At 65.5% G+C, this 12,310-nt stretch carries 7 protein-coding genes; 2 read left to right on the forward strand and 5 right to left on the reverse strand.

Annotation, left to right across the window (positions count from 1 at the left end):
- Positions 1-83 precede the first annotated feature (83 nt).
- From BLQ03_RS04975 to BLQ03_RS04985, 3 genes are all read right to left on the reverse strand, one after another.
- Entirely contained in the window at positions 84-3,248 is a 3,165-nt protein-coding gene (locus tag BLQ03_RS04975) for an efflux RND transporter permease subunit (RefSeq protein ID WP_090753543.1), read from the reverse strand.
- Positions 3,249-3,251: 3 nt separating this feature from the next.
- Positions 3,252-4,454 carry an efflux RND transporter periplasmic adaptor subunit gene (locus BLQ03_RS04980; protein WP_090753544.1) on the reverse strand — a complete coding sequence of 401 codons (1,203 nt, stop codon included), beginning with the start codon at positions 4,452-4,454 and terminating at the stop codon, positions 3,252-3,254.
- Between the two features lie 64 nt (positions 4,455-4,518).
- Positions 4,519-5,367, reverse strand: a complete 849-nt coding sequence (locus BLQ03_RS04985; protein WP_139166634.1) for a TetR/AcrR family transcriptional regulator — start codon at positions 5,365-5,367, stop codon at positions 4,519-4,521.
- Positions 5,368-5,614: 247 nt separating this feature from the next.
- Between BLQ03_RS04985 and BLQ03_RS04990 the strand changes: the two genes are divergently transcribed.
- Positions 5,615-8,599: a calcium-binding protein gene (locus tag BLQ03_RS04990; RefSeq protein ID WP_090753548.1), complete on the forward strand. Its 2,985-nt coding sequence runs from the start codon at positions 5,615-5,617 to the stop codon at positions 8,597-8,599.
- Between the two features lie 148 nt (positions 8,600-8,747).
- Here BLQ03_RS04990 and BLQ03_RS04995 read toward each other — a convergent pair whose 3' ends face one another.
- Positions 8,748-9,725, reverse strand: a complete 978-nt coding sequence (locus BLQ03_RS04995; protein ID WP_090753549.1) for a LysR family transcriptional regulator — start codon at positions 9,723-9,725, stop codon at positions 8,748-8,750.
- A 145-nt stretch (positions 9,726-9,870) separates the two neighbouring features.
- Between BLQ03_RS04995 and BLQ03_RS05000 the strand changes: the two genes are divergently transcribed.
- Positions 9,871-11,244 (forward strand): aspartate aminotransferase family protein, encoded by a 1,374-nt coding sequence (locus BLQ03_RS05000; RefSeq protein ID WP_425415718.1) that lies wholly within the window; start codon positions 9,871-9,873, stop codon positions 11,242-11,244.
- A gap of 14 nt (positions 11,245-11,258) precedes the next feature.
- On the opposite strand, the gene BLQ03_RS05005 is transcribed toward BLQ03_RS05000, so the two are convergent.
- The gene (locus BLQ03_RS05005) at positions 11,259-12,299 is read right to left on the reverse strand and encodes a histone deacetylase family protein (protein ID WP_090753552.1); all 1,041 of its coding nucleotides are present in this window, start codon (positions 12,297-12,299) and stop codon (positions 11,259-11,261) included.
- Positions 12,300-12,310: the final 11 nt, after the last annotated feature.

Genomic DNA, 12,310 nt, shown 5'->3' on the forward strand with positions numbered 1-12,310 from the left:
CGCCGCAGTTCCCTGCGGCGGCCGTTCTGCTTTCAGTGCGGCTGATGAAAGGGCCCCGCCGAAGCGGGACCGATCCTTTCGGCTCAGCCTGCCTTGGCTGCCTGTGGGGCCTGCCTGCGGCTGAACAGACGCGTGACCAGCACATAGAACACCGGAACGAAGACCAGCGTCAGCGCCGTCCCGGTGAAGGTCCCGAAGAAGGTCGCATAACCGATGGCGTGCCGCGCACCCGCACCCGCGCCCGAGGACAGCACCAGGGGCAGCACCCCCAGCCCGAAGGCCAGCGAGGTCATGACGATCGGGCGGAAGCGCAGCCGGGCGGCATGGCGCACCGCCTCGACCGCGCTTTCCCCGAAGGACTCCATCCGCTCGCGGGCGAATTCCACGATCATGATGCCGTTCTTGCCGGTCAGGCCGACGACGGTCAGCAGGCCCACCTGGAAGTAGACGCCGTTGTCCTGTCCGCCGACCCAGGCGCCGATCAGGGCGCCCAGCACGCCAACCGGCATCGCCAGCAGCACCGCGATCGGGATCGTCCAGCTTTCGTAAAGCGCGGCCAGGCACAGGAACACGGTCGCAAGCGCCAGGGCGTAAAGCGCGAAGGCGCCTGCCCCGGCCTCCTTCTCCTCAAGCGACAGACCGGTCCATTGCAGGCTGAAACCAGGCGGAAGCTCGCCTGCCAGACGCTCCATCTCGTTCAGCGCGTCGCCGGTCGAGTAGCCCGGCGCGGGCTGGCCGTCGATCGCCATGGCAGGCAGCGCGTCATAGCGCTTGACCTGCTGGGGACCATAGACCCAGTCCTGCGTGGCGAAGGCCGAGAAGTCCACGAACTCGCCGTTCGCATTGCGGATCCGCCAGAGCTCAAGGTCGCGCGGTGCGGTGCGGGCCCAGGGCTCGCCTTGGACATACACCCGCTTGATGCGGCCGTTGTAGATGAAGTCGTTGACATAGGACCCCGACCAGATAGTGGCCAGGAACGACCCCACGTCCGTCGCCGTCACCCCGACCGCGCCCGCCTTGGCCCAGTCGATGTTCAGCTGGAACTGCGAGGCGTCCTCGACGCCGTTGGGGCGCACCGCCGTCAGCAGGGGGCTTTCGCCTGCCATGCCCAGCAGCATGTTGCGCGCCTCAAGCAGTTCCTCGTGCGACTGGCCCCCGGCAGCGGTCAGGTAGGCCGAGAAACCGCTGGCATTGCCGAGTTCGAGCACCGCGGGCGGCACGATCGGGATGACCAGGGCCTCGCGGATGCCGCCCATCAGCGGCCCGAAGGCGCGGCCTGCGATGGCGGCGGCAGACTTTTCAGGGTCGGCGCGTTCTTCCCAGTCGGTCAGGCGGACGAACATCATGCCCATGTTCTGCCCCTGCCCCGAGAACGAGAAGCCGCGCACCGAGAAGACCGACTCGACGTTCTCGGCCTCGGCAGTGGTGTAGTAGTCCGAAACCTTCTTCAGCACCGCCTCGGTCGCCTGCGCGGTGGTGCCGCTGGGTGCCTGGACGATGGTCATGATCGCGCCCTGGTCCTCGTCGGGCAGGAAGGCCGTGGGGGTGCGCTGGAACATCAGCACCATGCCCGCGACAAGCAGGCCATAGACGATCATCATCCGCAGCGGCCCCGCCGTCGCGACGCGCACGATGCGCATGTAGCCGTTGGTCACGCGGCCGAAGCTCCGCTCGAACCAGTTGCTAAAGCCGTTGCCCAGCCGTGCCAGCATGCCCTGGCGCCGCCCCGAGGACGGGCCGAGGTTGTCATGCGGCTTGAGGATGGTGGCGCAGAGCGCGGGCGTGAAGGTCAGCGCGATGAACACCGACAGCATCATGGCGCTGACGATGGTCACGGCGAACTGCTTGTACATCTCCCCGGTCGAGCCGCCGAAGAAGGCCATGGGCACGAACACCGCCGAGACGACGATGCCGATGCCGACCAGCGCGCCCGAGATCTCGTCCATCGACTTGCGGGTCGCCTCGACAGGGCCGAGATGCTCGTCGCGCATGATCCGTTCGACGTTCTCGACCACCACGATGGCGTCGTCGACCAGAAGGCCGATGGCCAGAACCATCGCCAGCATGGTCAGCGTGTTGATGCTGAAACCCAGCACCGCCATGATCCCGAAGGTGCCGAGGATCACGACCGGCACCGCCAGCGTCGGGATCAGCGTGGCCCGGAAGTTGTGCAGGAAGATCAGCATCACGAGGACGACGAGGATGATCGCCTCGACCAGCGTGTGGATCACCGCCTCGATGGACAGAAGCACGAAGGGCGTCGTGTCATAGGGAATGACGTATTCCACGCCCGCCGGCATCGTCTCGGCCAGTTGCGCCAGCCTCGCCTTGACCAGTTCCGAGGTCTCCAGCGCGTTGGCGCCCGAGGCAAGCTGGATCGCCATGCCCGAGGCGGGCTGGCCGTTGAAGAAGGCCTCGATCTCGTAGTTCTCGGAGCCGAGCTCGGTCCGGGCCACGTCGCGCAGCAGGACAAGCCCGCCGTCCACATCGGCCCGCAGCACGATGCGCTCGAAATCCTCGGGCGTGCGCAGCAGCGACTGCGCCGTGATCGTGGCGTTGAGCTGCTGTCCCTCGGGGGCCGGCATCGCGCCGAAGGCCCCGGCCGAGATCTGCGCGTTCTGCGCCCGGATCGCCGCAACCACCTGGTCCGGCGACAGGTCGTAATACTTGAGCCGGGTCGGATCGAGCCAGATCCGCATCGAGTATTCCGACCCGAAGACCTGCACGCCGCCCACGCCGTCGATCCGCGACAACGGCTCGACCATGTACGAGTTGAGATAGTCGGCGAGGTCGACGGCCGTGCGCGTCCCGTCAGTGGAGACAAGGCCCACGACCATCAGGAAGCCGGTGGCCGATTTCTGCACCGTGATGCCCTGCCGCGTCACCGCCTCGGGCAGTCCGGCCTCGGCCTGGGCCAGCTTGTTCTGGACCTGCACCTGGGCGATGTCGGGGTCGGTCCCCAGCTCGAAGCTGAGGGTGATCTGCGCCCCGCCGGTCGAGGTAGTGGACGAGTCGATGTAGCGCAGCCCGTCGAGGCCGGTCATCTCGCGTTCGATGATCTGCACAACCGTGTCGGCCGAGGTCTGGGCCGAGGCACCGGGATAGACCGTGCTGATGACGACGGACGGCCCCGCGATCGAGGGATACTGCGAGATCGGCAGCCTGAGGACCGAAAGGATCCCCAGGCCCATGATGATGATCGCGATGACCCAGGCGAAGATGGGCCGGTCGATGAAAAAGCGGGCCATGCCTCAGTTTCCTTCCGCCGGAGCGGTCGCCGCGGCCGCAGCCGGCGCGGCTTCGGCATCCGGGGCCGCACCCTCGGGCTGCGCCCCGGCCTCGGCCGGATCGGGCGCGATTTCCACAGGGGCGCCGGGGGCGACCTTCTGGAAGCCGGTGGCGATGATCTGGTCGCCGGGGTTCAGGCCCTCGGTGACGACCCAGTTGTTCCCGTCCGAGGTTTCCACCGTCAGCGGGCGCACCGCGACCGTGCCGTTTTCGACCACCCACACGTTCGGAGTCCCGCTCTGGTCACGCATCACGACCGATTGCGGGACCAGGTAGACGCCCTTTTCCTCGATCTGGGGCAGGATCACCTCGACATAAAGGCCGGGCAGCAGCAGCTTGTCGGGGTTCGGGAAGGCGATCCGCAGGGTGATCATGCCGGTGGTCGGCTCGACCTGAGGCTCGGCCGCGCGCAGCTCGCCCTTGACCGGGTATTCGTCACCCGTGGGCAGGATCAGCGTGGCCTGACCCGTCGCCAGGACGCCCCCGCCATGCTGGGACTGCCGCCAACGCAGCAGGTCATTCGCGGATTGCGTCACGTCCACGTAAACAGGGTCCAGCGTGCGGATCGTGGTCAGGGGATTGGCCTGCTGCGCCGCGACCAGCGAGCCGGGCGTGGCTTGCGAAAAGCCGATCACGCCCGGAATGGGGGCGCGGATCGTCGTCCGTTCAAGGTCGATCTCGGCCGATTGCAGCTGAGCCTGGGCCAGTTGCAGCGCCGCACTGGCCGCGTCCCGTCCGGCGATCGCCGCGTCGCGGGCCGCAGCCGAGGTGGTGCGGTTGGTGAACAGTTCCTCGGCGCGCTGCGCCTCGCGCTGGGCCAGGTCGAAGTTCGCCTGCGCCTGCGCGACCGCCGCCCGGGCCGCGCTGGCGGCGGCGGCATAGGTGTCGGATTCGATCTGATAAAGCGGCTGGCCCGCCTCGACCTCGGTGCCTTCCTCGAACTGCCGTTCGCGGATGATGCCCGACACTTGCGGCCGCACCTCGGAAATGGTCGAAGCCTTGATCCGGCCCGGCAGGCGCGCCGTCAGGGTATAGTCGGTGGGCTGCGCCTCCAGAACCGTGACGGTCGGCGTGGGCGCCTGCGCCGAGGCCGCGCAGGGCGCCAGGCCCAGCAGCAGGACGCCTGCAAGCCCAAGGGCGGGGCGGGAAAGAGGAAAATGGAACATGGGGGACTTTCAGGTCAGCGCTGAAGGAAAGTTGATTGTTTTCGGCGCGCGTGCGCCACAAATGTCAAGAACCGAGTTCCGGCCCGGCCCGGCCCGGTGGGCTGTCGCATCGCCGGGGAATGTCCCCCTGATCCGCGCGCAGCAGGGTCATCAGGTGGCGCAACAGCCTTTCGCCTGAAAGCGCCAGCGGGAAACTCTTGCTCGAAGTCAGCCACTCGGCCAGCAGGCCGCCGATGGTGACCGTGATGTACAGTTCGGCCTCGGCCACCGTGACCGCGGGGTTCAGCGTGCCGTTCGCCTGGGCACGCCGCATCACGGTGCCAATCAGCGTACGCATCTCGGCGTGGATGCGGGCCAGGGCCTCTCGTCCATCCTGTTCGATCGTCAGGTCGGACATGATGCGGAAGATGCGCTGCTCGCATTCGTTCACTTCAAAGGAACGCAGTGCTTCAAGCGCCGCCACAAAAAGGCAGCCCAGCGGGTCCGGCATATCGGGGGCAATGGCGCTGGTCAGGATCTTTTCCTGCGGCAGGAAGGTGCGCCCATGCAGCGCCCCCAGCACCTCGGCCTTGTCGCGGAAGTGCCAGTAGAAGGCCCCCCGCGTCAGGCCCGCCGCACGCGAGATCGATTCGACCGTGGCGGCGGCATAGCCTTTTTCGCAGAACATCCGCTCCGCTGCATCCAGGATGGCGGTGCGCGTCTGCTCTGAATCTTCCTTGCTTCGGCGCATGTCCTGTCCTCGCGAAGCGACGCTTATACAGACATTCGTGAATGTATGTAAACCCCCTGCCTGTTCTGGCGGGAAGGTGCCGGTCTGAAACCCGCGGGTCGGCCTTCCTCCGCCGACCTGGCCAGAAAGGGATGGTACATCTGCCGCAGCTATGCAAAGGCACGCGCCGAAAAAATCAGTCAATCATAGGTTGTGTTCATACCGAATGTTTGTTGTTTATCCGCTGGACCCTCTGACCCGAGCGGGAGCCGCCGGATACTTGCGCTGCGCCATAGTTAATTGTTTCAGTTAAACTTTTACTCAATGCGGCAATTGCGCTGATGTTTCCGTCACGGAAAAGTGAGTGCGAGTGATCTCACTCAGCACAACCGTAACGGACTTTGAAGAGTCGTTCTCTTGTTTAGACACAACCATTACGTGTGAGGGGATTATGTCCGCGACAACTCAGATCAATATGATCAACCTGCAAGTGTTTGCCGAAGATCAAGCCGCACTCGACAGGCAGAAGGGCACCTACGACGCCAACATCGCTTCCGACGACAAGTACTATATCTGGCAGTCGTCGTTTCAAACGATACCGCAAGGGATGGAGAACCAACCCGAGGCCTATGCCCGGCAACTTCGTGCCAACCTGCCGGATGTGAACACGCTTCGGCTGCCGTTCAACGCCTTCTCGTTCAATGCCGACGGCTCGCTGCATCCGCAATACGAACGCTTCATCCTTGAGGCCGCGAAGCAGGGTTTTCAGTTCGTCTTCAACTACTCGGACGGCGACATCCAGCGCCTTGGGGGCGACGAGCAGCCCGCCTCGGCCGACCAGATGCGTGCCCAGCTGAACGGAGCCATCCACGACCGGATGATGAAAAGCTGGGACAAGATGCTCGACTGGCTCGATGACCATCCGCAGGCGGCGAACGCCGTTTACGCGCTCGAGGCCGTCAACGAACCGAACACCTATGCCCGGGCCGAGGACCGGACGGGCAACAAGGGCGAATTCATCCGTCTTTACGGCAACCACATGACCGAGTTCGCCGAAATGGTTCAGGAACGGTCAGATGCCCGCATCATGATCGGCGGCTTCGGTTATTCGGCCAAGTTCACTGTTCTCGATTCGACGCGTGCAAGTGATGGCCAAGGGTCGGTACTTGATCAGATCCGCGCTGCTACTGGAAGCGACCTGGTGTGGTCAGCTCATCTTTATCCTGACTGGGCCAGCGGTGCCGGCGAGGAAATCGAAGGCTTCGAGGCCCTGATCCGCCAGAACTACGGTGTTCTGGCAGGTGACGACATCATCATCACCGAAACGAATGCAATGGGCGGCCAGTCGAACGATGCCCCGGACGGCGATCCATCCTTCTGGATGGCGCGCGCCTGGGAGGCCTTCTTCGACGCCGGTATCGGTCTGGGGTGGTTTCCTGGAGCCGAAACCGGGCAGTCGGCCTTCCTGTCTATCGACAATGGCCGGCAGATCACCTTTCGGCATCCAGACAGCTTTGCCCATGGAATGAACGCCTTCACGATGGGCGAGAGCAATCCTGACCACGCCGGGAACCAGGCAATCACAGCAGCACTGCTGGCGGGAGCCGTCATCGACGAGGATCGGGGTCGGACCGGATTGGCAGGCCTCGGCTATGCGGCGGGCTACGATGGCAACGATACGCTGACCGGTATCGGCAATGCCATGAACATGCTGTATGGCGGTAACGGCAACGATGTCCTGACTGGCCGCACCGAACGCGACCACCTGTTCGGCCAGCACGGCAACGATACGCTATTCGGCGGCAACGGGAACGATGTGCTGTCGGGAGGCGACGGCGACGACCTCCTGCATGGCGGCAACGGCGACGATCTGCTGACCGGCGGGCGCGGCGCGGACAGCTTCGTCTTCACGGACGGTGGCGAGGACGTGGTCACGGATTACCGCCGGGAACAGGGGGACACCCTCACTCTCGGCACCCGGCTCTGGACAGATGCCGAACTGGTGGCTGCCGGGAAGATGATCGACTCGGACGGCGACGGGGCGGCGGATGACTTGCTGGTCACCTGGCAGCAGGGTCGAGTCGTGTTGATGAACTACGGCATCGTTCGCCGGGACGGTGTCGTGAATGGAACAGCCGGAGACGACAAGATCGAAGTAGGCTTTACCGACGCGGATGGCGACAAGCTGACTTGGACAGGCGGGCAGATCGACGCCGGAGAGGGCAACGACACAGCAACGGGCAGCATGTCTGACGACACGATCCTTGGCGGCTCCGGTAGTGACGTGCTGACTGGCCGGGCAGGCAACGACGTCATCAAGGGCGGCAACGACAGCGACACGATCATCGGCGATACGGGTAATGACACGCTAAGCGGTGGCGATGGCAACGACAGCATTCACGGAGGGGCTGACCAGGATGTGCTTTACGGCGATCTCGGCAACGACTCGCTGGATGGTGGCGAGGGCAACGACAGCATCTTCGGCGGCGCGGGTATGGACACCCTGAACGGAGCGGGTGGCAACGATACCCTCATCGGTGGGGAAGGAAATGACGTCATCAGTGATTCTCGCGGCCGCAACCTCCTGGCTGGAGAGAACGGGGATGACACGATCACCGGCGGCGCCGAGCAGGACACGATCAACGGCGGTAGCGGCAAGGACAGCCTCGCGGGCAACGGCAGTGACGACGTGATCAACGGCGGTGCCGACGACGACTGGATCTCGGGCGGCGAAGGCAATGACCGTCTGTACGGCGACGCGGGCTTCGACACCCTGATCGGCGGTGGCGGCAACGACACCATGTACGGCGGAAGCGGGGCCGACGTGATCAGCACCGTGCGCGGCCTGAACGCGATGTATGGGGAAGATGGCAGCGACTCGATCACCGGTGGCAGCGATGCCGACACGATCGACGGCGGCATCGGTAACGACATCCTGTCGGGCGGACCCGGCGCCGACGTGATCTTGGGCGGGCTCGGCCATGATTCGCTGATCGGCGGAGACGGCAACAACAACCTGAACGGTGGCGAGGGCCAGGACACGCTGATCGGCGGAGCCAACGACGACACGCTTGTCGGCGGAGCAGGCAACGACCTGATCAGAACGGGCACGGGCGTGGATTACGTGATGGCCGGTGACGGCGACGACCGGATCGAGGTCGACATGAGCGGCACGTCCTCGAACTTCCTCACCGGAGGCGCGGGCGCCGACCGCTTCGTGTTCATGAATGCACAGTCCCCTGGCGTCAGCCGCGCGAGCATCACGGACTTCGACGTCTCGCAGGACATCCTGACCATCAACGGCTATACGAGATACGCGGCCATCTCGTCGGCAAAGTCCTTTGTCAGCCTGCAGGACGTGGGCGACGACGCGGTGCTGAGGTTCGGCGAAGGCATCTATGTCTTCAAGGGACTGGACGCGTCCGACTTCTTCTGATGCCTTGAACCATCGGGGCGCTCGCCTGTGGGGCGCCCCTGACCCCTCAACAGCCGCGCTGCCGCACGATCAGGGCCGCGCGGCTTCTGTTTGCGGCCATGCACGCCACCCGTGCGCTGAGCACTGAGTGGATGGATGTCCTGCCCTGTCAGCCAGCGGATGATGCAAGCGGTCCCGGAACTGTTCCGTCGGCATGCTTCCAGCCTGCAAACTCGTCAAGGATCATGCGGCGGAAGATCGAGCCCGCCAGCCCGAGCGGACGGGCGCGGCGGTGGATCAGGTAGCAGGTGTTGGCGCCGCGGCTGCCGCGGGCGGCGATCTCGCGGATGTCCCCCCTGGCCACCCAAGGGGCCGCGAAGGCCACCGGCATGAATCCAAGATAGCGCGAGGACAGGATCAGCAGCATCCGCGACAGGATCGTGGGCGCCACGGCGGTCACCGTGAAGGCGCCGACGAAGTCCGAGTAATCGGCGTCCTGCGCGACCTCGGCCGCGACGAAATCGTGGCGGCGCAGTTCCTCCATCGTCAGACAGGCGTCGTCGCGGGAAAACAGCGGATGGTCCTTGCCGCAGAAGACGCCCATCCGTTCCTTGCAGACGGGCGTGGCAACCAGCGCATCGCTTTGGCGGATCAGCGCCGTGAAGCCGAGGTCGGCCGAGCCTTCCAGCACCGACGCCAGCACGTGGTCCGGCGAGGTCATCCGCAGGTTCAGTTTGAGCCCGGGATAACGGTCCTTGATGCGGGCGATGGCGCGCGACAGGGGATCGGCGAACTCGAACAGGAAGCTGTCGTCGGCGAACATCGAGACCTCGCCTTCCAGCTTGTGCGTCGCCGCCCCGATGAAATCCGTGAAGCGTCCGATCTCGCTCATCAGCTGGATGGCGGCGGAGTGGACCATCTGCCCCTGCTCGGTCAGCCGAAATCCCGAACGGCCCCGGTCGCATAGCCGCATCGACAGCCGCGCTTCCAGCCGGGACAGCGTCAGGCTGATTGCCGACTTTCCCTTGCCCAGACGCCCCTGCGCAGCGGTGATGCCGCCTGCCTCGACGATCTCGATGAATTCGCGCAGGGCCGCGATGTCGATGTCCGACAGGCTCCCGCGGAAAGGCGTTCCCGAATGCGTCACTGACCTTTCCCCCGCTGCGGTCCGCGCAAGGTTTTCAGTTCGTCAAACCTTGGTCAAGCACTCCGGTGTCGACAACCGCCGAGGCGCCGGGCAGGCTTGCGGCGCCCAGCTTTTCCAATTCCGCAGGACTTCCGACATGGACGACATGACCAACTTCGGCAACACGGCCGAGGCGCGCGACATCCGTCACCATTTCCACGGCTACACCAACGCCCGGCGCCACATGGACGTGGGTCCGATGATCATCGAGGACGGCGAGGGCATCTATGTCACCGACACCTCTGGCAAGCGCTACATCGAAGGTCTCGCCGGGCTGTGGAGCGTGGGCGTCGGCTTCAAGGAACGCCGGCTGATCGAGGCCGCGACCCGCCAGCTGGAAAAGCTGCCCTTCTACCACAATTTCGGCCACAAGAGCCACGGCCCTGCAATCGATCTGGCCGAGAAGCTGGTCGGGATCGCGCCCGTCCCCATGAGCAAGGTCTTCTACACCAACTCGGGGTCCGAGGCGAACGACACCGTGCTGAAGATGGTGTGGTACCGTTCGAACGCGCTGGGCAAGCCGGAAAAGAAGAAGGTCATCGCCCGCACGCGCGGCTATCACGGCGTGACGATTGCGGCGGCCAGCCTGACCGGGCTGCCCTACAACCACCGCTCCTTCGACCTGCCGCTGGACCGCGTGCTGCACACCACCTGTCCGCATTACTGGAAGGAAGGCCGCGACGGCGAGAGCGAGGAACAGTTCGCCACCCGCTGCGCCGAGGATCTGGAGGCCTTGATCCAGCGCGAGGGTCCCGACACCGTCGCCGCCTTCTGGGCCGAGCCGGTGATGGGCGCGGGCGGCGTGGTTGTTCCGCCCAAGGGTTACTTCGACAAGATCCAGGCGGTGCTGGCGAAATACGACATCCTGTTCGTCGCCGACGAGGTCATCTGCGGCTTCGGCCGGACGGGCGAGATGTTCGGCTCGACCACCTACGGCATCCGGCCCGACGTGATGGTGATGTCCAAGCAGATCACGTCAAGCTACGTGCCCTTCTCGGCCATCCTGATGAACGAGCGTTTCTTCGCCCCCATCGCGGATGAAAGCGACCGTATCAGCACCTTCGGCCATGGCTACACGGCAGGCGGCCACCCGCTTGGCGCGGCGGTCGCGCTGGAGAACCTCGCGATCATCCAGGAGAACGACCTGGTCGGCAACGCACGCGAGGTCGGCGCCCATTTCCGCGCCCGGCTGGAAACGCTGAAGTCCAGCCCGCTGGTGGGCGAGGTCCGGGGGGTCGGCCTGATCGCGGCGGTCGAGCTGGTCGAGGACAAGCAGGCCAAATCCGTGACGACACCCGGCCGGCTGGGCACGATGATGAACGCGGCCATGCACCGCAACGGGCTGATCTCGCGCAACATGACGGACACCGTGGCCTTCTGTCCGCCGATGATCATCACCCGCCAGCAGGCCGACGACATGTTCGAGATCGTCGCCAAGTCGCTGGCCGAACTCGAGGCCGAGGTCGGCGCCCCCGCCTGAGGCCGGGGGCAGCCTCACATCCCCGAGCGAAGTCCCTGCAGGAAGCGCTCCAGGCAGTCGCCGATCACGGACACCTGGTAGCCGCCTTCCTGCACGACGACGACGGGGATGCCGGCCGAGGCCACGGCCCGGCCCGCCTCGTGGAAGGCCTCGGTCGTGACACGGACGAGGCTCAGCGGGTCCTCGACGTGGGTGTCGTAGCCGAGGGCCAGGACCAGCGCCTCGGCCCCGTAGCCGGCGACCGCATCGAGACCCTGGCGGATGGCGGCCAGGAAAGCCTCGTCGCCCGAACCGGGGGGCAGGAGGAGATTGAGGTTGAAGCCCTCGCCTTCGCCCCTGCCCCGCTCGTGAACGCGGCCGGTGAAGAAGGGGTAATAGGCATCGGGATCCACATGGACCGAAACGGTCATGACATCGGCCCGGTCATAGAAGATCGACTGCGTGCCGTCCCCATGATGGGCGTCGATGTCCAGCACCGCGACCTTGCCGAAGCGGCTGCGCAGCCGCTCGGCCGCAATGGCGCTGTTGTTCATGTAGCAGAATCCGCTGGCCCGGTCGGCCCGGCAGTGGTGGCCCGAGGGCCGGCACAGCGCATAGGCCGCGCGCTCTCCCGCCGCCACCGCATCCGCGGCGGCCGTCGCGCTGTGGGTTGCGCGCAGGGCCGAGATCCAGGTGAACTCGCCCAGGGGCACGGCAAGGTCGCCCAAGTAATAGCCCGTTTGCGCGATCAGGTGATCCGTCGGACAGGGCGGCCGGACGCGCTCGGCGGACAGGTCCGGAAAGGTGTTGGGCAGGACCTCGGGGCCATGCACCGGCAGCTCCTGCCAGCGGCGGAAGGCGGATTCGAGAAAGTCCATGTAATGCGCCGGGTGGACCTTGCCCGCGGGCGCGCGGCCATGGTCGGGCGGTGTTTCCGGGGTGATGCCCATGCGCGCCAGCGCGTCCAGCAGGGCGCCGGTCCGCGCGGGCACGTCCGTCGGGGCGGCCAGTTCCCCGAAGCGCATGAACTGTTTCGGGGAATGAAGGGCCTGGTCAGGGGAATAGAATGCACGCATCGGATAGACCT

The organism is Paracoccus chinensis, from assembly GCF_900102885.1.
Lineage (GTDB): Bacteria > Pseudomonadota > Alphaproteobacteria > Rhodobacterales > Rhodobacteraceae > Paracoccus > Paracoccus chinensis.

Bases quoted from the DNA above. Each gene is read 5' to 3' on its own strand.
- BLQ03_RS04975 (WP_090753543.1), bottom strand. From the start codon at position 3,248: ATGGCCCGCTTTTTCATCGACCGGCCCATCTTCGCCTGGGTCATCGCG.
- BLQ03_RS04980 (WP_090753544.1), bottom strand. From the start codon at position 4,454: ATGTTCCATTTTCCTCTTTCCCGCCCCGCCCTTGGGCTTGCAGGCGTC.
- BLQ03_RS04990 (WP_090753548.1), top strand. From the start codon at position 5,615: ATGTCCGCGACAACTCAGATCAATATGATCAACCTGCAAGTGTTTGCC.
- BLQ03_RS05000 (WP_425415718.1), top strand. From the start codon at position 9,871: ATGACCAACTTCGGCAACACGGCCGAGGCGCGCGACATCCGTCACCAT.
- BLQ03_RS05005 (WP_090753552.1), bottom strand. From the start codon at position 12,299: ATGCGTGCATTCTATTCCCCTGACCAGGCCCTTCATTCCCCGAAACAG.